Below are 21,099 nucleotides of genomic sequence, written 5' to 3' on the forward strand. Positions count from 1 at the left end.
TCAAATATTATCCAGGAATTCATCAATATAGAACAGCGCCGCCCCCGCCGCAGACGCCTCCACCTTATACCGGCATTCTACCAGATAATCCCTGGCCCGGTCTCCGAACGGATTCCTCTCATCCACACGCCGGCAGATCTCTTCCATATATCTCCCAACATAAGCGCCCACATATCCGCCCAGGATCACTCTCCCGTCAAACAACATCCTGACATTGTGGATCGCCGCGGTCAAATGCCCAAGATATTCATCCCACAGCCGCTTCGCCGTCACATCTCCTTCTTCCAGCGCCTTAAAGAATGCTTCCACATTACCGTCCGCATAATCCGCAAGCTTCCCGGCCCGGCATACCGTGTCAAAGCAGCCCCTCTTCCCGCAGTAGCAGAGTTCGCCGCCCTCCTGCACCACAGCCATGTGCCCGATCTCGCCGCCCTTGTGCGTATTGCCCTCATAGATCGCATCGTCAATGATGACTGAGCCGCCGACACTGTTGCTCAAGCTGATGTAGAATGCATTCTGAAGCTCCCTGTTCGTCCAGGTCTCCCTGTACCCTGCCGCATAAGAGTCATGAACCAGCCTGTTGCGGTACGGTATATACGCCGCAATCTCTTCCCTTTTCTTCTTCGCAAAATTCAGCGCCGTTCCATATGTGATCCGTTCCCCGTCATCCGAGATCAGACACTGTACAGAGATCCCGACTCCCAACAGCTCTTCATCACGGATACCCGCATCATTCTTCACGGATTCTGTCACCTCACCGATCTTGCGCAGATATGCATCTTCCTCAAGATCGAAGGCTATGCGCTGCCGATCCATGCTGACAATATCACCGGACAGATCCACCGCCACCGCGGTAATATGATTCGCCGTAATATCCACGCCGATCGCCGCTCTCGCATTCTTAACATAAGTAAATGCAGTTGCATTCCGCCCACCGGTATTCTTAATCTTCCCCGATGTATCGATCAATCCCTGCTTCTTCAAGTAATCAAGATTGGTCGTGATCGTTGGCAGGCTTAACTGCATATCCACAACAATATCCTGCTTGGATGCCGATCCATGCTCTCTGATATAATTGTAGATACTCCTTCTATTCTTTGTCTTGATCTCCTTTGCTCCTATCTTATCTGCACTCATCCGTCTCACCCCATCTCACCAGGCTATACCATCATCGTCATATAAACAGGTATATACATAATGCCCTCCTCACATTTTAAATCCTTCATATATATAATATATCTGTCTTCCATCTTAAACTGATATTTTTTAATCAAATAATCAAATGACTTATGGGATGTATAATTCGATGATTTCACTTCTATGGGACATATCTTTCTCTTCTTAACGGTCATAAAATCAATTTCATATTTCTTTTCCACCGTATTGCCTTCCGGTTGATACATATATTCGTGAAAGTACAGTTCATGCTCTGACGCCCGAAGCATCTGCGCAACTATATTTTCCAGAATCATCCCCTGATTAATACCCTGGTTCCCAAAAATCAGCGCTTTATATAAATCTTCTTCCATGTCTCCCCTATATAATTTAAAATTACTCCTAAAACAGCTCCAGACCAACCTCCGGTTTTGTTACATTGATACATTCATTTCCGATCATTGATTCCGTTTCACAAAATCAATCTGGGCAAAATTTCTCCCTTGATCGCCTGTCTTGCCTGAGGATGTTCCAGTTGACAGTTCCTTCCATATTTTTAACGAATTTACAAAAAGTTATATTAGTTCCAACGAAAGCAGTTCATCAAAGGAATCTATCGTCACATAATCTCCCTCGACCTCGCCAAATCCATATGACACATAGATCATCGGAATTCCTGCCTTGCGGCACGCGTCTGCATCTCCCTGGGTATCCCCCACATATACCGCTTCCGTAATCTGGTTGCGCTCCATGATAAGCCTGATATTCTCCGCCTTAAGCTTCCCCGTATCATCCGGACACAGATGATCCGCGAAATACTCTGACAGTCCTGTATTCTTAAGAAAAGCCTCGATATAACCTCCCTGGCAGTTGCTTACGATCAACAGTGTAAACCTCTTATTCAGCTCGCGGATCGTCTCCGGCACCCCTTTGTAGATCTCACAGGCTGCCGTCTCTACTCTGCTGTTCTCATATCGGAACAGATGCACCGATAACTGTTCCTGCTCCTGCCAAGTCAGCTCCGGGAACAACGCTGCAACAATCTGGTCCATCGGCTTGCCGAATTCACGCACCAGATCTTCGCTTGTAATGATCCGGTTAAGTTGAGTGTGGTCTTTCACGGCCTGCGTCCATGCGATCGCTACCTGCCCGGTTGAGTTCCATAGTGTGCCGTCTACATCAAAAATAATTGCTTTCATAGAGGGGTACCGCCTTTTCATTAGATATTTCTATTATAATAGTATCGGATACAATTATCAACCTTTTATAAAAGCATTTAAAAAAAGCCTTCTGTTACTGGAACAGAAAGCTTTTGCTATTTCCCGCCACTTATTTCACAATCTTCACGACCGCCTTCACGATCTCTGCCTTCTCATTGATACTCCGGTCCATTGCTGTCTGTATATCGTCAAAATCAAAAATATGGGTCGCAATCCCCTTTAGATTCACCTTGCCCTGCTCTACCGCCTCGATTGCCATAGGATAAATATGACGGTAACGGAAGATTGTCTTGATGGTAAGCTCCTTATCAAGCGCCATGCTTGCCATGATATTCATCATACCGGTCTTGCCATAGCCTACCAGTACGATTACCGCTCCCTTGCTCACCGCCTGGATCGCCTGATTGGTCGTGATCTCCGTACCTGCCGTCTCGATCGCAAGGTCGAAGCCCATACCATCCGTCAATTCCTTCGCCTTCTCCAATACATCTTCTTCTTTGCCGTTGATCACGCCGTCCGCTCCAAGCTCCAGCGCTTTCTCAAGACGCTTCTCCATGATATCTACCACATAGACTCTGGAAACACCGCATGCCTTAAGCGCCATCATGGACACCAGACCGATGCATCCCGCACCGAATACGACCGCCGTCTGTCCGGCCTGGGCGCCGCCCTGCTTCGCCGCATGGAAACCAACTGCCAGAGGTTCGATCAGCGCCCCCTCCAGCGTACTTACATTCTCCGGCAATTTGAAGCACAGATCCGCCTCATGCGCCACGTATTCCTGGAACACTCCGTCTACCGGCGGCGTTGCAAAGAACACGACGTCCGGACAGAGATTGTATTTGCCTTCACGGCAGAACTTACATTTGCCGCAGGTCTTGCCCGGCTCTAACGCGACACGGTCTCCAACTTTGAGGTGTGTCACCGCCTTTCCCACTTCTACAACGACTCCGCCCGGCTCATGGCCCAGTACGAACGGCGGCTCCACTACAAAATCTCCGATCCTGCCCGTCTCGTAATAATGCATGTCGCTGCCGCAGATCCCCACATACTCAAGCTTCACCAGCACCTCATTCTCCCGCGGCACCGGGATCGGTCTCTCGGTGTATCCCATCTTGCCGATTCCATTCATTACTGATACCTTCATCATACCTTCCACCTTAATGTTCCTCCTTATACTGCCGTATCTTACAGCCTTTGATGCTTCTCAAATACATCGTGCAGATCTTTCGTATATTCTTTATAAATCTGCTTATATTTTCCGTATTCCTTTCCTTTCGCAGAATTAGACGTATACCGATCCCGTTTATTTACATATCTCCTGGCTGTCTCTTTCAGATCTTCAAATATCCCCACTGCATTTCCCGCTAACATCGCCGCTCCCCACATGGCGACATCTTCTCTGTCCAATGTATAATAGGTCTTATTCTGTACATCCGCGCACATTTGTGTCCATACAGGCGATTTCGCGCCGCCGCCTATAATCTTAACATCCTGGATATCGTACTCCGGATAGAGTTGTTCTATCCTGTCAAACGCCAAAGAAAAATCATAAGTAAAGCTTTCCAGCAATGCTTTATAAAAATGCTCCGGGCCATGACTCCAGTCAAATCCCATGAACATCCCTCTCAAGCTGCCATCCAAAGGCATAGACGATCCTCCAAGCAGTCCGATCGCCATGACTCCGCTGCACCCTGGTTCGATGTCTCTCATCTTCTCCTCCATCAATGCAAAACTCTCTTTGGAAGACTTACCGGATTCTCTGACAAACTGATCAATAAACCAATCCAGCGTAATTCCCGAACCCGCAACAAAATGCGTAGTGTAAAAATCTCCAGGCACCGCCGACGGGATCACATCCAACCGCTTCTCTATAATATCTGCCCGATACTCCGGTACACAGCAGCTGATCTCTCCATAAGAAGAGGCTTCAAAAATCGTATCTCCATAATCTACGATTGCCGCTCCCAGACATCCTGCCGCTTTGTCTCCCGCTCCTGACACCAATGGAATCCCTTGTGTTAATCCTGTTAACTCCGCTATCTTCTTATTCAGACATGCACAGACATAATTAGAATTTACGATCTTAGGCAGGTACTTTAAATCCAACCCTATTTCTCTGCAGATCTCCTCCGACCATCTGTCATGATTTACATCTGCCAGGCCAGTCCACTGTATATAAGATCTATCCATCACAGAATCTTCTACCGAGATATCTCCCAACTTACCGATCACATAACCGCTGATCATAAGATACTTTTCAATTTTCTTGCTTTCCTGTGGGAATTCCTCACGAAACCATTCATATTTGGGAGCCATCTGCGGAAAATTCGTACCGCCGATGCATAAGAATTTCTCTCCAAGACTTTCCATCTGCTTCTTCGCATATGGCATATAGCGGCTATCCAAAGAACATGACCAGGTCGTGATATCGTTCCACTCCTTATCAACTCCCATAAATCCCGACATCTGTCCAGTAAATGCTATGGCCGCTACCGCGTTACGCCTGTCACCCAATCTCTCCGCAACCTTACAAAGGCATTTCACAACAGAATCGACCAACTCATCCCCCTTTTGGATAAATATGCCCGGACCTGGCCGATAGTCCTTTACAGGCTCCATTTCCAGAGCGACACATGCGCTCGTATCGTCATACGCCCCTACCTTGATAAAGCTTGTCCCTAAATCAACCGCCAATAAAATATTCTCATTCATATAAACCTCCCGATTCATAAGATCTATGGGATTATGCCTGTATCATCTCAATCTCTACTCCGTTAGGATCTCTGATCAACATTACAGTCTGTCCAATCTGTTCAATATATTCCGGATACATATTGATGCCATATCCTGCCTGTTCGCATCTTCTTCTGCACTCTTCTAAGTCATCCACGCACAATGCGAAATGTCTGTAAACTCCCACATCCGTATTGCCCGCCTGGATTCTCTTCTGTTCTTCTTTATATTCTATTAATTCTAACTTGATATCTGACAAATCATACAGATATAACTCATGGTCACCCATATCAACATTTTTTATTCTCTCTAATCCAATTACATTCTCATAAAAGTCAAATGATTCTTTAACATTAACCATATTGATCGTGATATGATCCACGCCTTTTATCTTCATTCTGACCTCTCCTTTCTTCTAAAAATGGGACTGCCGCATTACAACAGTCCCAACTGATTATCTTGAAACATCCACAAACTCAATATCCAGAACATTGCACAAGAGTTCCAGACGTTCTACCCAATCGCCTGTCCACAATACCTGATGATGTGTTCCTCCATAGCGGAGCCATTTCGTCATTGCGTCTTTTACTCCGTTATCCGGCTTAAAAAATGTATGATTCATCGGAATACCCGGAATGATATCTGTATCCAACACTTCTCCCTTCATCACCACGAGACGGTACTGATCTCCGCTGATCGGAACCAAAGAAGCCACTGTCGTCGTACCAAGCTCCGCGCCGAATATCGGCGTCGGCGGATTATCCCTGTTGCCAATATCGAGAGGTCTGTCAATCAGTGTTACCGGCCGGTCTTTCCTTGCCACTTTCCAGTTGCCTTCTCCCATATGTGCAAACATACATGCGTCTCTGCCGTAATCCAGCGAATACATCTCTGTAAAATGCGGATTGCCGATCAAGAGATGCCCGGCCGCCATCAATGCCATGATATGGACGTCTCCCTCCGCCGCATAAGCATATCCCTTCGCCATCATATTACATGCCGCCAGAATCGGTAACTGATCAATCCTTCCGTCTTCCTCAAATACCATAAAATTCGCTGAAAATCCATCATAACTCTTCTTCTGCAGGAATTTCTCAAATGCAATCTGAAGCTTCGCCGCATAGCGGTGATTCGATTGCGGCATGTCTTCCTGTATTTCAAAATTCTTCTGATCTTCTGCTATCTGTTTATCAATCTCTTCCTCTGTTACGTTGGCAAGTTCTGCAACAACCTGACCAACCCCTTCATGCAGGACTTCAATTCCAAATTTCTGGAAAAACGCCACTTCATCACCCAGAATATCGCCCATATTCTGCATTTTCTGCATCAATGCCAGTCTGCATCTGCGCAACGCGTTCGCCGTTCCTGCCGCCATAGCCCAGTTCTTCACAAACTCCTTAAACTTATCACTCTTCCAGTCCTCCGTGATGATTGCCGGCTGATAGCCTAAGCGCATGAGCATATTAGACGTATCCTGAATCCCATGGATTCCCTGGTTTGTTGTAAGATAACTCCAATTCCAGTCATCTGTCACATTCGGAAGCGGCTGGATATTCGCCAGCATAACCGGAAGATTATTCTTCTTAAACGCCTGTACGATCCTAAGTCCGGGAGAATATAACGTATTGATGATCATAATACCGTCAAGTTCATGATCGTTAAAGCCTTTTACAATACGCTCTGTATGCTCTCTCTCTTTCGACAGACCCGGGAATACAAATTCTGCCGTATCCTTCAATTGCTCAATCACATCTTCAACGAATCTGGTCTGATTAGCTGGAATCTCCGGCTGCGACTCGTCATACAATCCCTGCATCAATGCCAGAATTCCTATTCTGGGTTTTACTAAATTCAACATCTCTTTACCTCCTCAGTATTTTAATCCGCGTTTCCTATGGATGAATAACTACCTTCATTGTGTTGTCATCTCTGATGGAACAGAAGCCTTTCTCAACATCTTCCAAGGCTACCGTCTTTTCTATATATTTCTGCGCATCCAGTCCCCCGTCTTCCATCATTTTCATGATATCTTTCATATAACGAGGTGTAGTTGCATGGACCCCAAATATCTGTAATTCTTTGTAGTGAATCAGGTTAGAATCCAGATATCCCTTTCCATCACCGGGCAGCCCTCCAAATAATGAAATCCTTCCTCTCTTCGCCGCCGCCTTCTGTGCTTCTTCATGGACCGACGGAACAGACGTTGCAGTGATCACCACATCCGCCCCTCTTCCTGCGGTCAGTTTCCTCACTTCCTCGACTGTATTCTGGGTAAATGGATTGATCCATATGATTCCGGGAACCTTCTCCATCGCAATCTTGCCCCGCTTCTCAACCGGTTCTACAATGATCACCTGCGAAGCTCCTTTTCTATATGCCAGTTCAGCGTGGATACACCCTATCATCCCGCTTCCATAGATCAGAACCACATCTCCTCCATGAATCTGCAGATACGTCTGACCATTCCACGCGCAGGCAGCCGGTTCGATCAATGTAGCATCATCATAAGAGATGCTGTCCGGCAGATGCAGCAGATTGCCGTTCTTCACCGCTTTTGCCGGTATCTCAACTACAGACGCAAAGACTCCGTCATACTGGAAACCTATCGTCTCTAGATTCTCACACATATTCGTATATCCTTCTTTGCAATAACAGCACTCTCCGCAGCCTATCGCCGGTGCGGCCGTAACCCTGTCTCCTATATCGAATCCATAATCCTTCAGTTCCTCTCCTACATGAATGATATCTCCGGCAAATTCATGCCCCAGCACTCTGGGTGCATCGATCTTCATACTGCCTTTGAGGAACGTACGCATATCTGTTCCGCAGATAGATGCCGCCCGTATCTTTACAAGGATATTATCTGCATGTTTTGCAGGTTCCCCGACATCTGCAATTCTCAAAATACGGCTCTTGTCCATAATATATGCTTTCATTATTCACCTCGTATGACCTATTCTGCTGCAATCACAATGCCTGCGCTCGTTCCAAGCCTTGACGCACCATTTTTTATCATCAATTCCGCATCTTCCCTGGTCCGGATTCCTCCCGACGCTTTCACCTTCACTTCCGGCTGAACTGTTTCGAACATTAATTTCACATCCTGTGCCGTTGCTCCTCCTGCGGAGAACCCAGTTGAGGTCTTCACAAAATCTGCCCCCGCTTCTTTGCAAACCTGGCATACTTTTACCTTCTCTTCATCTGTAAGCAGGCAGGTCTCTATGATCACTTTCAGGACACGGCCTTCTCTCACTTGCTCTCTTACCGCCGCAATATCTTCCTTTACTTTCTGGAAATCATGTTCCTTAGCCGCTCCGATATCAATCACCATATCGATCTCATCGGCGCCGTCCTCGGCGGCCAGCTTTGCTTCCATCGCCTTTATCTCTGTCTTTCCTGATCCCAAAGGGAATCCGACAACCGTACACACCTTCACTCCTGTATCCTTCAGCTGTTCATTCGCGAATCTGACAAATTTAGGATTCACGCAGACGGATGCAAATTGATACTTTGCCGCTTCTTCACATAATTTCTTTATATCCTGTCCGGTTGCCTGCGGCTTTAACAATGTGTGGTCAACAAAAGCTGATATCCTGTCCATGTACATCCTCCTCTTTATGAAGCCTGTTCTATCCCATTCGGATAAAACATGATCTTATTAAAAACAATTTCCTTTTTCTCAATTTTCTTGAAAACATCCGGCATCTGATCCAATTCTAATTTGTGTGAGATCAAAAGACTTGGATCCAGTTTCCTGTCCGCCATCAATTCTGCAACTTCCGTCCATTCCCTTCCTGGAAATGGATTCGAGAACGAATTCCAACTACCCATTACGGACAACTGATAACGCAATATATTGTCAACAGCTTTTTCCGGCAGGCTCAGCCCTTCATGGGATATTCCCAGATATACGACCCTTCCCATTTTCCCTGCCGCCAGTATCGCTTGCTGCTGAGCAATCGGAACACCTGACATATCAAAAGACACTGAAACGCCTTTCCCATCAGTATAATGCCAGATCCTCTCTACAGCATCTTCTTCCAGCGATTGTATGATATGAGTAGCGCCGCATGCTTTAGCTGTTGCAAGCTTCTCATCATTGACGTCAACTGCAATGATCGTCTTGATCCCAAGCGCTTTGGCATACTGAATAGCAAACAACCCGATCGCACCCATTCCAAATACACATATCGTATCTTCCTGTTTCACATCTGCCCTGAAAAATGCGTGAAGTGCGTTCGCCGCCGGGTCGATCGTCGCCCCCCACTCAAAAGGAGTATCCTCGGAAATCTTTATGAGATTATGCTCCTTTACCGCGAGATATTGAGCAAATGCTCCGTTATTCCTGGAACCATAGTACCTGTATTTTTCACAGAGAGAGTAGATTCCCTTTTTGCACCACTCACATTCATCACAAGGAATCAAGGGCGCGGCGGCAGCCTTATCTCCTATTTTCCAATTATGAACATCTTTTCCATAACCGATAACCTCCCCGGCGAACTCATGTCCCGGGATGATCGGCAATACATGGGAACCATACTTTAAAATCCTGGGTATATCTGAACCACATACGCCAACCGCCATGATCTTCAAGAGGACTTCATCATCTTTGGGCTGCGGATTTTCAACATCAACAAACTCCAGATGATTAACCTCTTTCATAAGAACAGCTTTCATCTCATATCCTCCATTCGCAAGTCAAACTATTGCTTTTTTCTGTATAATCCTGTTACTTCCCCGGCATAAAATCTATGAAAATCATTTTCATCTTCATTGCTGTAAAATCTTTCAATTTCATTTGCCGGGATTCTCCCGCCCACAAAGTCAAGATGATACATCTTTCTGCACACAATGATAAGCTCTGCTTCTTCAAATCCCGGCGTTCCGTCAAAATACTCTACGTGCAGCCCCATCTTGCCGATCTTATCCTCATCACGTCCCGAATGACTTCCAAGATATCCTAGCTTGCTTTTACAATCTCCCGGGAAAAAGCTCAGTGAAAAAGTATCCATCTTTTCAATAAATTCATAGGTATACCTGCTCGGACGTATGAAGATGAATGCCGCATCTTTATGCCACAAATCACCCAAACCTCCCCAACAGGCAGTCAGAGTATTCACTCCTCCTGTTTCATCTCCTGCGGTTACCAGCATCCAATCCCGGCCAATACTTTGAAATGGATTAATCAGAAAATCTTTTGATTCTATTTTTTCAAACATATCTATGACATCCTTCCTCCTACATTTAATCGTCTACTTACTCAGACAGATTACATTCCACGACATCTTGTCTAAGACAGCTTTAACACAGCCATTTTCGCATCTCGCATTTCCATTCTCGGCAGGCTTAACTGCATCCGGAGTATCTTCTGTATTGGTGGCCTTCGGATCGTCCGCCGTTAATACAATATGCTTCTTAACACTGTACCCTTCAAAGCCACGCAGCTCCAGACTCATCTCAAGCTGCTCCTCTAGGCTTCTGTTGATTGCAAAAACTGTAATATTATCCTGCGCGTCTACAACCGCCTGCGCATCTAAGTACGGCACATCTTTATAATCTTTACTGTCATAGACATCCGAATTAACCTTCGTAAGAAGCGCTGTACCTCTCCCATACTGCGTATAGTGCAAAAAAGCATAATACGGCGGAAGAACCCAGCATCCTCCTTGATTCCTGGTCCGTATGTGTGAAATACAATTCACCAGCTCTGAAACACACGCAATCTTAACACTGTCTGCATGTCTGAGAACGGATAATAACATACCGCCCAGAGCAAGCGCATCCTCCGCCGTATACGTGTCTTCCAAAAGCGGCGGCGCAACACGCCACTTCTTCTCAAACCGCTCTTCACGGGCTATCGAATGCCATGTATTAAATTCATCAAAAGAAATATATACCTCATGTTCGCTTCGCTTCTTCGCTTTAACAAATGCAATTGCTGCAGCAACATTATCCAGATACCGGTCTGTAACCATGGGTTTGGCCAGATAGTTGGCGCTATCGTTCTCCATATTGCCAATATAATGATGCACAGACAAGTAATCTATAAAATCATAAGATTCCTCTAATGCTTCTACATCGAACGCCGGGAACGTATCCTGCCCCGGTGAAGAAGATCCTGCAAGCACTGTTTTGATCTCGCTGTCAATCAATTTCATTCCTTTGGCAGCTTCCTTTGCCAACAATCCATATTCCCTGCCGGGCTTCTGTCCTACCTGCCAGATTCCATCAATTTCATTAGACAGACACCAGTACTTATAATTCAACGGCTTCTCAAACCCATTCTTTTTTCTCATCTCAGACCAATGCGTACCGCCCTCAAAATTACAATACTCCACACAATCCATGGCCTCCAGCACACCCCTGGTTGCAAGATTGACTGTCATCATAACGTCAGAACCATTCTTATCCGACCACTTTGCGAATTCATCCAGGCCGAATTCATTCGTCTCAATACACTGCCAGGCAACCTCAACCCTTCTGGGACGTTCTTCTTTGGGGCCGATTCCATCTTCCCATCTGTAGGTCGAAGTAAAATTACCTCCTGGGAACCGGTTCAGTGTAAGATTCAACGGCTTAATGTACTCCATAACATCCTGCCTGAACCCGTCTTCATCCGCGCTTTCATGCCCCGGCTCATAGATGCCTCCATAGATACATCTTCCCAAAGGCTCCACAAAGGAGCTGAATACCTTCTCATCAATCTCAGCAATCGTAAAATCCTTATCAATAATTACCTTCGCCTTTTTCATCTTAAAATACCCCGCCTTAATTTTCTTCTGTAAGCTTCATCAAGTGAACAGTTGCTTCATCTACAAAGAGATGATCTATGTATCCCTTTTTCAGAACACTGCGCAGAATCATTGCTTTGGATACATCGTAAACCACACAGATTTTGTTGGGTATCTTCTTGAGATCCTGGAGGGATATGGATATTGTCCTGTCATCATACGCCATATCACACACTTCTCCCTCTTTATCCAGAAAATGTGTACAAAAATCTCCAGCTAACCCATTTTTTCTCAGCTTTTTCAAATCATTTTTATCTATAAAGCCATTCCGGAACATTGCGTTGTCTTCTCCCAGGTCGCCCACCGTAAAGACTGCAACGTCCACTTTCTCCCACATATTCAGAAGTCCGGCAACTACTGAATCAGAATATATGGATTCCTTTATCTTATTGTTCTCCACAAGTACCGGCAGCGGAATCACATAGGGTGTACCATTGAATGCCTGCGCAAAATTCGTAGAGATCTCCGACACATAGATATTCTTCTCAATATTACCCATACCGCCTGACAGGGGGATCACTCTTATGTTCTTATACTCTCTCTCCACCTCAATCTCTTTGGATATACGATACAAAGTATTTCCCCATGTAAAAGCAATGGTCGCTCCATCCGAAACTAATTCACCAAACAACTGACTAACCGTCTCCGCCATCGCTTTTATCATCTTATCTTTATCCAGAAAATTTTGGTTCTTAAAAACTTTAACATTCTTTAAGCCATATTTCTCTTTCAGCCAATATTCCATATGCCCGTCATCCATGGAATACTCCCTCACCTTTATCTCCACAATGCCTTCCCTTCGAGCCGCATCCAGAAGCTGACATACATAGGCGCGGGATAAATTAATAATCTCAGCAATTTTCTTCTGGCTATACCCATAATAGTAATACATTTTCGAAACTTCCACTAACAACCTTTCCTTACCTTCCATAATTGGGCTACCTTCCTTTTCTTTCGCATTCAGGCACGCTGGCATAGAGATCCGTTGTTCAAAAGTTCCAGATATTACCAGGGCCTTATCTTATCATTATAATCCATAAGCACCCTGTTATGGTAGTCATATTGATGCCGGGTTATCAGTCTTTTTATCTGTTTTGCCGAATCAGACGGCTTAAGAGGCGCTTCCTGCCCTCCCATCTTCGTCTGCATCCATCCAGGATGTACTGCCAGAACTCTTATCTTATCCTTTTCCAGGTATCTTTGAAGTATGATACTCTGTATATTCAATGCCGCTTTTGACATACAGTAATCATAACGGATGATATAGTCTGCATGTGCCTGCATACTTCCTGCTTCCGATGATATATTAACGATTACCCCTGCGTCTGAAGCTTTCACAAGTCTCAGCAACATCTTTGTAACTCGGAGGGGACCCAAAGCATTCGTATTAAAAACCTCCAACGCTTCACTCACTTCAAAGTCTTCCAATTGTCTTTCACTGTTCTGCGGGAGAATACCCGCGCAATGAATCAAAATATCAATGTGACTGATCTTCCTGCAAAGCTTCTCTGCATTCTCACTGACCGAGCTATCACTGGCAATATCCATTACCCCAAAAGAAAATCTTTCATTTTGCAGGCAACTGCAAATATCTCCCTCGTCTATGTCAAATCCAAATACCTGACAGCCTTCGTCAAGGTATTCTTTGGCAAGGCAGCTGCCAAGCCCCCCTGTAACACCTACAATCACTATATTTTTCATTCTCTTATCCCTTAACCGCTCCTGCCATCATGCCCTTTTCAAGTTTCTCCTGGAAAATAATATACAATATTATCATAGGCAATGCCGTTAACACCAGAATGGTCATGATCATAGGAATATTGACCCCATACTGCCCCTGATATTCCCAAACCGCCAAAGGCAGCGTTCTCTTGGACACAGACGACGTAAGAACCAATGCGTATACGAATTCATTCCACATATTGATGCCGTTATAGATTGCAAGCGTTGCCAACCCTGGTTTTGACAGCGGAAGAATAATCTTCAGAAATATCTTGACCTTTCCGGCTCCGTCGATTTCAGCAGACTCTTCTAATTCTTTGGGTATTCCTTTCATGAACCCAGTCAATATGAATACAGAAACCGGCAGATTGAATGCCACATATGGACCGATCAACGCCATTGGAGAATCATAGAGTCCCATCTGCTTTGTAAAGAGAAATACCGGGATCAATGTGGCATGAATAGGAATCGCCATACATGCAATCACAATATTGAATATCAGATTCCCCCATCGGAAATTGAGTCTCGCGAATACGTAAGAAGCCATGACCGCACAGGTAAGTATCAATATCAGTCCTACTACACAAACGACAATACTGTTCTTAAAATAGTTAAAATAATTCCCTGTAAGAATCTCAATATAGTTACTGAGCATCAGCACTTTCGGAAGCTTAAAGACAGATCCCGAGAACAATTCCTGCTGATCCTTAAGAGAAGTAATCACCATATACACAAACGGCACCACCGTTATCAACACCCAAAACAGTATAAACAATTTTGAAATAATTCTTAAAGGAGTGATCTTCTTACTTCTTACCATCTTCTAATCCTCTCCCTTCCAGTACATGGTCTTAAAAGTCATCAAAGAAATAACCGTTATGATGATGAACATTGCCGAAGCAATCGCTGAACCAATGTCATTTAGATAAGTATTAGGTTAGATTCTGCTAATGGGGGTCTAACCTATTTTTTTAAAAATTTCTCTCAAAGGGGTTGACAGAAAGCTTAAAATGTGCGGCCGCGCTCACTACTGATGAATTTTAGAGGTAGTGAGCGCGGCCCTTGAAATTGGAAACAGAAACTTCATTTCAATTTCAAGGAGGTACATTTTATGTCATTCGAAAAAATCAAAGCCGCTTTTACTGATTCCGTTAACTGTGTTGTATCCGACATCTCCCGGTATACGGTCACTCCTGAAAGGGATTTTACCCGTTCCAGAAAAATGGGGGCGGATAAACTCATCTCCTTCCTGGTTTCCTGCGGTTCTTCCAGCACCAGGATAGAACTGCTTGATTTCTTTGGCCTGCAGGCAGACTCCCCATCTGCCTCCGCCTTTAACCAGCAGCGCGCCAAACTCCGACCTGAAGCCCTGGAAGCCGTTTTCCATTGTTTCAACTCTGCTGTTCTGGACGGTGCAGACCCCCGCTTCCGTTTCCTTGCCGCAGATGGATCCACCTTCACCTTCTTCAGCAGGCCCTCCTTTTCTTCCCCAGAATACTTTGTATCGGAAGGACATTCCACAAAAGGCTTCTACAGCATGCACCTGAATGCTTTTTATGACCTGCAGAAACATACTTATTCTGACGCCCTCATCCAGCCCGTCCACCAAAAGGATGAATTCCGGGCTTTCTGTGATATGGTTGACCGGCACGATACCCGGCCCGGAACCAGGGATGTCTTCATCGGCGACAGAGGATACTGTTCCTATAACAACATGGCGCATGTTGTGGAAAAAGGACAGTATTTCCTCTTCCGCACAAAAGACATCCATTCCAAAGGGCTTGTTGGAAATTTTGATTTCCCGGATACGGATTCCTTTGACATTACGGTGAACGTTACACTTGTACGCAGCCATAAGAAATCGATCCCTGTCAAAGAAGGATTTTACAGACGTTATGTGGATGCGAATGCTTCCTTTGACTATGTGGCATACGGCTCCCTGGATACTTACGACCTCTCCTTCCGTATTGTAAGGTTCCCCATATCCGATGACTCTTATGAATGCATTGTCACCAACCTGCCCAGGGAGGAATTCCCGCCGGTACGGATAAAACTCCTGTATTTTTCCAGATGGGCCATAGAAGGCTCCTTCCGTAAGCTGAAATATACCATAGGCTTAAGTAATTTCCACGCATACAAGCCGGAATACATCAAACAGGAAATATGGGCAAAACTGATTGCATACAACATAACGGAAACCCTTATCAGCCTTACGGTCATCAGGCATGGCCAGACCAAACATGAATATAAAGTAAATTTCAGTATGGCTGCACATATTTGTAGGGTCTCCCTCCGTCTGCACACGGGGGAAAACCCTATAGATGTAATGTCACTGCTTCAAAAGGAGCTTATCCCTGTCCGGAATGACCGACGGTACCCACGCCTTCAGACAGCACACTTCCGAAAACCACGGTACTTTATATACCGGGCAGCATAAAGCAGTTCCATTAATACCTATAATACCTTTTTATGAGGCAGATGTAAATCTGCTTGTTTGCCATGCAATTCTATTCCATTCTAAGTGATACAGGATGAAAAATATCCCTGGATTCTTTCTGGCACTTCCATTTTCCCTGCCCATTGGCCCTTTGGAAAAAGCGGCACACATTTCTTTCGCCCTTAACTAAATGACATTGATCGCTGAACCATAACCCATCTTCATGCTCGTGAATGCATTCTTATACATATAAGTGGCCATCAGCTCCGTTTTGCCGGAAGGTCCGCCTTCTGTCATAACATATATGAGATCGAAATACTTTAATGAACCTACCATACACATGATTACAGCACTCTTTATCGTATCAGACATCATAGGAATCGCTACTTTGAATATATATTGTGTTCTGGTAGAGCCGTCTATGACAGCCGCCTCATAAATATCTGTTGAAATCGTAGTGATCCCGGCATAATAATATAACATATAGAACGGTACGTACTGCCATGAAATAACCAAGATCACCGCCGCAAGCGCTGTTGAACCCGACGACAAAAGATTGAAAGGCTTGTCCATGAATAGCCGCATTATAACACCCGCAAGCCCATATTTAACCTCAAATAACTGGCGGAACAAGAATCCGATCGCTACAGAACTCATAAGCAGAGGCAAAAAGTACGCCGCTTTTATCAGTTTCGCACCATGTAACAATCCGTCGATCAAAAACGCCAGAAGCATCGCTATCGGCATCTGTATTACAATACAACTGATTACCATAATCACATTATTTTTTACTGCATTCCAGAATTTTGTATCATGAAGTAATACTTTCCAATTCTCCAGGCCTATAAAAGTCCCCTCAGCCGTTACTCCGTTCCAATCAAGAGTGCTGATATCAAACGTAAAGATGACCGAACGGAAAATAAATAAAACCAAAAAGAAACAGGTTGGCAGTAAAAACGCAATAGAAACTCTATTGACAGCACGCCTTCTTCTTGAAGCTAAGTCTTGTCGTTTCATATGCTTCCCCCCATTTTAATGATTGGGCCGCCGGGAAATACTGTATTGAAAACCATTTCCCGGCAGTCCCATGGTTAAATACTACTTCAAATCTGCAATCGTATCATCCATCATCTTACCGTACTCTTCCGGGGTGATCGAACCATCCAAAAGCTGCTGCAATGCATCCTTATGAACCTCTGCCTGTTCATTCGGGAGATACTGATCCAGCCATAACTGCATATGCTCGGCAGACTGCGCCGCATCACTGATCGCAATGCTAAGATCATCCGTCAGTTCTATATCCTTTAACGGCGGGATCTTTCCTTCTGCAATTCTTTCCTCTACCGCAGTATCATCCAAAAGATATTTGATTGCTTCAAATGCCATCTCCGGTTCCTTAGATGACTTTGCTACAGAATAAAAGTTATCTCCGATTGTGCCGATATAGTCTGCCGCGCTTCCTTTTCCATTCGTGTCAGCCGGGAACTGAATGATACCAATCTTATCAATGTAGTCCGGTGCTTCGCCCTGTGCCGTAAAGAGGAACCATCCGCCCATAATATACATTCCTGCCTCATCATTGTATAACAAGTTCCGATCCTGTCCGGAATCATAATCTAATGCATTGAAATCATCCCCGAAGTATCCTTTTTCTGCCCATTCCTGGAACTTCTGTGCTGCTTTAATATAGTCGTCTTCTGTAAAACTCTTCTCTCCGTTATACCCGTCTTCAAAGGCCTGCGCGCCTGCAATTCTGTCTAATATGTATCCATAGATAATGGATCCGGTCCATTTGGTCTTATTCGCCAACGCTATCGGAATCACATCTTTCTCCAACAATGCATCGCAAACCTGTTCAAACTCATCAAGAGTTGTCGGCGGATTAAGATCGTATTCTTTAAACATCTCTTTGTTATAATACAAAAGTGCCGGGGATACATTCTCTACCGGAACCGCCCATATCTTATCCTGATAAGTCGCCTGAGCTATAGATGCATCCAAAAACTGATCCTTGTAATTATCTGCGTTCATTAAATCTGTCAAATCATAGAGCGCATCTGCATCTACATACGATGTCATCGGGCCGCCGGTCCAATGGATAAAAATATCCGGAAGTTCACCTGCTGCCATAGCCGTTACCAGCTTCGTCTTATAAGCGTCATTCGCCATGGCAACTATGTCCACTTTGTAACCCGGATTCGCTTCTTCAAACCGCTTCATCGAATCCTCAATTGTCTTCGCTACAGTATCCTGCGTCTGGATATGCCACATAGTGATCACTTTCTCATCTCCTGTAGACGTATTATCCTGTGCCGAATCATCCGAACTGCCGGACGTCTTTGTATTCACACTACAGCCTGCCATTCCAACACCTAGAGCAGCTATCATTGCAAATACGGTTGCCATCTTGGAAACTTTTCTCATCATTCTTTGACCTCCCTTTGCCTATCAATTACTGATAGTGAATTAATTTTGTAAATTATAGTGAATTAGTTTACATCTAAAATATAGCATAATTCACTATGGTAATCTATTCACTTTTTCTACAAAATTCGACTTCAGAATTTGTATATATGTTATAAATACCATGGATTATTACAAAAAAATTAGCATATTTTTACCAACAATTTCCTGGCGCAAAAAAAGCCGGGAACCTAAAAAGATTCCCGGCTTCCTTTGCCTAAGAGAAAAAACAAAGCTTCTTACTTCTCCTCAATCGCCATGATCATATCCACCCTGGTCTGATGCCTTCCGCCTTCAAACTCCGCGTCAAGCCACGCCTTCACGATCTCCTTGGCTGTCTCGATCCCTATGATCCTCGCACCAAACGCAAGAACATTCGCATTATTATGCTGCCTCGACAGTCTTGCCGTACACGGCTCCGAACACACCGCCGCCCTGATTCCCTTCACCTTGTTGGCTGCAAGGGAGATCCCAACACCTGTCCCGCAGATCAAGATCCCCAGATCCACGTCTTTTGCCGCAACTGCCCTTGCAACCTTCTCCCCGTATTCCGCGTAACAGCAGCTTGTCTCGCTGTCTGTTCCGAAGTCTGCAACTTCATATCCCAATTCTTCAAGATATGCTGCAATCTCATTCTTCATCACAACTGCTGCATGATCATTTCCGATTCCAATCTTCATTTATACATTTCCTCTCTTCCATTCATCTTATTTTTATATTATAATATGATACAAGCGTCAAAAGGTCAAGTGTTTCATGCAGGCATGAAACACTTGACCTGGGGACGCGCAAAACACCGAAAAGCAGCCATTTTTAAGGAGAAAATATGATAAAATTAATCGCAAGCGATCTGGACGGCACATTATTGAAAAACGGCGCCCAGAAGCTTAATCCCAAGATATATGATATTATCAGGAAACTAAAGGAGCATGGGGTACGCTTCGCGGCGGCAAGCGGAAGGCAGCACTATAACCTCAAGCTTCTCTTCGCACCCGTCAAGGATGATATCTTCTACATAGCGGAGAATGGTTCCCTGTGTATCTGCAATAACCAGGTTATTTCCAGAGGGCTGATCGACAGGGATCTGGGCCTTCGCATCTTCCGGGCCGTCCGGGAACGCGGCGGATGCCATTGCCTCCTGTCCTGCGAATCCGCATGCTATACGGATTCCAAGGATCCGGCATTCATCCGGCACATACAGGAGGTCCTGCACTACGACTTAAGAACCGTAGACGATCTGGCTGATGTCACAGAACCTTTTCTGAAGGTCGCTATCTGTGATTTTGCCGGCACGGATGATATAGAAGCATATTTCCAGGAATTATTCCGCGATGAGATCAAGGTCGTTACGTCTGGTTTGATCTGGATTGACTTTATCGCGCCGAACGCCAATAAGGGAACTGCTCTTGCGGACCTTGCAGCCCACCTTGGAATCAGGCCCGAGGAATGCATGGCATTCGGTGACCAGTATAACGATGTAGAGATGCTCCAGTTTGCCGGATGCAGCTACGCTATGTCCGACGGAGCGCCCGGTATTAAGGAATATGCAGTTCATACCACGGATTCTGTAGAAGATGTCTTGGAAGATTTTCTTAAGAAGCTTGGAGGGATCATTTCATGAAGAAGTTAATATTATTTTTCCTGAAGCCGCTGTCATTTCTGCCTGCCATATGTATGATGTATGTGATCTACAGCTTCTCGGCGCAATCCGGCGAGGCTTCCGGAAGCTTGAGCTATACCGTAAGCTATAAGATTGTTGAGATCGGGAACGATACTTTTGACGTTGGGATATCGGATGATCAGCTTGGTTATTATGCCAAACGGATTGAATATCCCGTCCGGAAGCTTGCCCACATGACAGAGTATTTCTGTCTGGCGATCGCCGTTTCATTCCCGTTCTATGTATATGGGCTGCGGGGATTCCCTTTGATGCTGGTCGCCGGACTGATCTGCGTAGGCTTTGCCGCCGGAGACGAGTACCACCAATCCTTCGTCGACGGGCGCGGTCCTTCCAAGAAGGACGTTATGATCGACAGTATCGGTGCATTTTTCGGTATTATAACCGTCCGGGTCATCTGTTGGACCTTCCTGGCTCCCTTCCGAGTCGCACAGCGCATGGAAGAACGGGCGCGAAGGAAGGAGATGGCCCGCCGGCAGGCGGAAGAGCGGGAACGCGATCGGCGGGAACTCGCCCGCTTCAGGGCCGCCGAACGCCGGAGGGCTGAAGCAAGGCATTTCGCCGAAGAACGCCGCCGCACCGAACTCTATTCCGCCGAAGAACGCCGGTCCGATTCAAAACGCTCCGCCCCCAAACGCCGCAAAAGTACCGACCAAGGCCAAGCCCTCTCTAGAACCGAACGCGACAAACCCGCACGGCAGGCTTCAAAATCAAAGTCAACACAGGCGAGAACTGAACGCTCAGAACAAATACCCGCACGCCGCAAGCCCTCACAATCCAGATCCGCCAACGCCCGCCCCATAAAACGAGTATCCGCCCAAACAAAACCATAATTAAGATCTCAGTCACACAACAACTGCCAAATGTACACATAAACATTCTCGCCCGACTCGTTAC

21 protein-coding genes are annotated in these 21,099 nt (G+C 45.4%); 3 read left to right on the forward strand and 18 right to left on the reverse strand.

Annotated features, from left to right (window positions below; genetic code table 11):
• From VSQ62_RS24765 to VSQ62_RS24835, 15 genes are all read right to left on the reverse strand, one after another.
• Window positions 1-1,137 carry an ROK family transcriptional regulator gene (locus VSQ62_RS24765; protein ID WP_334637417.1) on the reverse strand — a complete coding sequence of 379 codons (1,137 nt, stop codon included), beginning with the start codon at window positions 1,135-1,137 and terminating at the stop codon, window positions 1-3.
• A gap of 23 nt (window positions 1,138-1,160) precedes the next feature.
• The gene (locus VSQ62_RS24770) at window positions 1,161-1,529 is read right to left on the reverse strand and encodes a DUF4143 domain-containing protein (RefSeq protein ID WP_334637418.1); all 369 of its coding nucleotides are present in this window, start codon (window positions 1,527-1,529) and stop codon (window positions 1,161-1,163) included.
• A gap of 201 nt (window positions 1,530-1,730) precedes the next feature.
• Complete coding sequence (locus tag VSQ62_RS24775; RefSeq protein ID WP_334637419.1) at window positions 1,731-2,354, reverse strand: HAD family hydrolase; 624 nt, start codon at window positions 2,352-2,354, stop codon at window positions 1,731-1,733.
• Between the two features lie 130 nt (window positions 2,355-2,484).
• Entirely contained in the window at window positions 2,485-3,534 is a 1,050-nt protein-coding gene (locus tag VSQ62_RS24780) for an NAD(P)-dependent alcohol dehydrogenase (RefSeq protein ID WP_334637420.1), read from the reverse strand.
• Window positions 3,535-3,563: 29 nt separating this feature from the next.
• A complete protein-coding gene (locus VSQ62_RS24785) occupies window positions 3,564-5,090 on the reverse strand; it encodes a xylulokinase (RefSeq protein ID WP_334637421.1) in 1,527 nt (508 codons plus the stop codon).
• A gap of 31 nt (window positions 5,091-5,121) precedes the next feature.
• Window positions 5,122-5,508 carry a VOC family protein gene (locus tag VSQ62_RS24790; protein ID WP_334637422.1) on the reverse strand — a complete coding sequence of 129 codons (387 nt, stop codon included), beginning with the start codon at window positions 5,506-5,508 and terminating at the stop codon, window positions 5,122-5,124.
• Window positions 5,509-5,565: 57 nt separating this feature from the next.
• Window positions 5,566-6,969, reverse strand: a complete 1,404-nt coding sequence (locus VSQ62_RS24795; protein ID WP_334637424.1) for an L-fucose/L-arabinose isomerase family protein — start codon at window positions 6,967-6,969, stop codon at window positions 5,566-5,568.
• Window positions 6,970-7,003: 34 nt separating this feature from the next.
• Entirely contained in the window at window positions 7,004-8,047 is a 1,044-nt protein-coding gene (locus VSQ62_RS24800) for an alcohol dehydrogenase catalytic domain-containing protein (RefSeq protein WP_334637425.1), read from the reverse strand.
• 17 nt (window positions 8,048-8,064) lie between these two features.
• Entirely contained in the window at window positions 8,065-8,712 is a 648-nt protein-coding gene (gene deoC / locus VSQ62_RS24805) for a deoxyribose-phosphate aldolase (protein WP_334637426.1), read from the reverse strand.
• 14 nt (window positions 8,713-8,726) lie between these two features.
• Window positions 8,727-9,788 (reverse strand): galactitol-1-phosphate 5-dehydrogenase, encoded by a 1,062-nt coding sequence (locus VSQ62_RS24810; RefSeq protein ID WP_334637427.1) that lies wholly within the window; start codon window positions 9,786-9,788, stop codon window positions 8,727-8,729.
• 26 nt (window positions 9,789-9,814) lie between these two features.
• The gene (locus VSQ62_RS24815) at window positions 9,815-10,330 is read right to left on the reverse strand and encodes a flavin reductase family protein (protein WP_334637429.1); all 516 of its coding nucleotides are present in this window, start codon (window positions 10,328-10,330) and stop codon (window positions 9,815-9,817) included.
• A 33-nt stretch (window positions 10,331-10,363) separates the two neighbouring features.
• Entirely contained in the window at window positions 10,364-11,863 is a 1,500-nt protein-coding gene (gene arfA, locus VSQ62_RS24820; protein WP_334637430.1) for an arabinosylfuranosidase ArfA, read from the reverse strand.
• Between the two features lie 16 nt (window positions 11,864-11,879).
• Window positions 11,880-12,833, reverse strand: coding sequence for a sugar-binding transcriptional regulator (locus tag VSQ62_RS24825; RefSeq protein ID WP_334637431.1), 954 nt, complete (start codon window positions 12,831-12,833; stop codon window positions 11,880-11,882).
• 74 nt (window positions 12,834-12,907) lie between these two features.
• Entirely contained in the window at window positions 12,908-13,603 is a 696-nt protein-coding gene (locus VSQ62_RS24830; protein WP_334637432.1) for an SDR family NAD(P)-dependent oxidoreductase, read from the reverse strand.
• A gap of 4 nt (window positions 13,604-13,607) precedes the next feature.
• Entirely contained in the window at window positions 13,608-14,444 is an 837-nt protein-coding gene (locus VSQ62_RS24835; RefSeq protein WP_334637433.1) for a carbohydrate ABC transporter permease, read from the reverse strand.
• Window positions 14,445-14,735: 291 nt separating this feature from the next.
• On the opposite strand from VSQ62_RS24835, the gene VSQ62_RS24840 reads away from it, so the two are divergent.
• A complete protein-coding gene (locus VSQ62_RS24840) occupies window positions 14,736-16,061 on the forward strand; it encodes an IS4 family transposase (RefSeq protein WP_334637434.1) in 1,326 nt (441 codons plus the stop codon).
• Window positions 16,062-16,247: 186 nt separating this feature from the next.
• On the opposite strand, the gene VSQ62_RS24845 is transcribed toward VSQ62_RS24840, so the two are convergent.
• The 3 genes from VSQ62_RS24845 to rpiB all read right to left on the reverse strand — a co-directional run bounded on the left by VSQ62_RS24845 (window position 16,248) and on the right by rpiB (window position 19,204).
• On the reverse strand, window positions 16,248-17,078 hold the full coding sequence (locus VSQ62_RS24845) for a carbohydrate ABC transporter permease (protein ID WP_334637435.1): 831 nt from the start codon (window positions 17,076-17,078) through the stop codon (window positions 16,248-16,250).
• 81 nt (window positions 17,079-17,159) lie between these two features.
• Complete coding sequence (locus tag VSQ62_RS24850; protein WP_334637436.1) at window positions 17,160-18,488, reverse strand: extracellular solute-binding protein; 1,329 nt, start codon at window positions 18,486-18,488, stop codon at window positions 17,160-17,162.
• Window positions 18,489-18,763: 275 nt separating this feature from the next.
• The gene (rpiB, locus tag VSQ62_RS24855) at window positions 18,764-19,204 is read right to left on the reverse strand and encodes a ribose 5-phosphate isomerase B (protein WP_334637438.1); all 441 of its coding nucleotides are present in this window, start codon (window positions 19,202-19,204) and stop codon (window positions 18,764-18,766) included.
• 146 nt (window positions 19,205-19,350) lie between these two features.
• Between rpiB and VSQ62_RS24860 the strand changes: the two genes are divergently transcribed.
• Complete coding sequence (locus VSQ62_RS24860) at window positions 19,351-20,145, forward strand: HAD family hydrolase (RefSeq protein WP_334637439.1); 795 nt, start codon at window positions 19,351-19,353, stop codon at window positions 20,143-20,145.
• Window positions 20,142-21,035 (forward strand): VanZ family protein, encoded by an 894-nt coding sequence (locus VSQ62_RS24865; protein ID WP_334637440.1) that lies wholly within the window; start codon window positions 20,142-20,144, stop codon window positions 21,033-21,035. The genes VSQ62_RS24860 and VSQ62_RS24865 overlap by 4 nt, the downstream gene beginning before the upstream one ends.
• Window positions 21,036-21,099 lie beyond the last annotated feature (64 nt).

It is taken from the genome of Sporofaciens sp. JLR.KK001 (assembly GCF_036941055.1).
GTDB lineage: Bacteria > Bacillota > Clostridia > Lachnospirales > Lachnospiraceae > Sporofaciens.

Coding starts and splice junctions, on each gene's coding strand:
- VSQ62_RS24765 (WP_334637417.1), bottom strand. CDS start 1,137: ATGAGTGCAGATAAGATAGGAGCAAAGGAGATCAAGACAAAGAATAGA.
- VSQ62_RS24770 (WP_334637418.1), bottom strand. CDS start 1,529: ATGGAAGAAGATTTATATAAAGCGCTGATTTTTGGGAACCAGGGTATT.
- VSQ62_RS24775 (WP_334637419.1), bottom strand. CDS start 2,354: ATGAAAGCAATTATTTTTGATGTAGACGGCACACTATGGAACTCAACC.
- VSQ62_RS24785 (WP_334637421.1), bottom strand. CDS start 5,090: ATGAATGAGAATATTTTATTGGCGGTTGATTTAGGGACAAGCTTTATC.
- VSQ62_RS24790 (WP_334637422.1), bottom strand. CDS start 5,508: ATGAAGATAAAAGGCGTGGATCATATCACGATCAATATGGTTAATGTT.
- VSQ62_RS24795 (WP_334637424.1), bottom strand. CDS start 6,969: ATGTTGAATTTAGTAAAACCCAGAATAGGAATTCTGGCATTGATGCAG.
- VSQ62_RS24800 (WP_334637425.1), bottom strand. CDS start 8,047: ATGAAAGCATATATTATGGACAAGAGCCGTATTTTGAGAATTGCAGAT.
- deoC (WP_334637426.1), bottom strand. CDS start 8,712: ATGGACAGGATATCAGCTTTTGTTGACCACACATTGTTAAAGCCGCAG.
- VSQ62_RS24810 (WP_334637427.1), bottom strand. CDS start 9,788: ATGAAAGCTGTTCTTATGAAAGAGGTTAATCATCTGGAGTTTGTTGAT.
- VSQ62_RS24815 (WP_334637429.1), bottom strand. CDS start 10,330: ATGTTTGAAAAAATAGAATCAAAAGATTTTCTGATTAATCCATTTCAA.
- arfA (WP_334637430.1), bottom strand. CDS start 11,863: ATGAAAAAGGCGAAGGTAATTATTGATAAGGATTTTACGATTGCTGAG.
- VSQ62_RS24825 (WP_334637431.1), bottom strand. CDS start 12,833: ATGGAAGGTAAGGAAAGGTTGTTAGTGGAAGTTTCGAAAATGTATTAC.
- VSQ62_RS24830 (WP_334637432.1), bottom strand. CDS start 13,603: ATGAAAAATATAGTGATTGTAGGTGTTACAGGGGGGCTTGGCAGCTGC.
- VSQ62_RS24835 (WP_334637433.1), bottom strand. CDS start 14,444: ATGGTAAGAAGTAAGAAGATCACTCCTTTAAGAATTATTTCAAAATTG.
- VSQ62_RS24840 (WP_334637434.1), top strand. CDS start 14,736: ATGTCATTCGAAAAAATCAAAGCCGCTTTTACTGATTCCGTTAACTGT.
- VSQ62_RS24845 (WP_334637435.1), bottom strand. CDS start 17,078: ATGAAACGACAAGACTTAGCTTCAAGAAGAAGGCGTGCTGTCAATAGA.
- VSQ62_RS24850 (WP_334637436.1), bottom strand. CDS start 18,488: ATGATGAGAAAAGTTTCCAAGATGGCAACCGTATTTGCAATGATAGCT.
- rpiB (WP_334637438.1), bottom strand. CDS start 19,204: ATGAAGATTGGAATCGGAAATGATCATGCAGCAGTTGTGATGAAGAAT.
- VSQ62_RS24860 (WP_334637439.1), top strand. CDS start 19,351: ATGATAAAATTAATCGCAAGCGATCTGGACGGCACATTATTGAAAAAC.
- VSQ62_RS24865 (WP_334637440.1), top strand. CDS start 20,142: ATGAAGAAGTTAATATTATTTTTCCTGAAGCCGCTGTCATTTCTGCCT.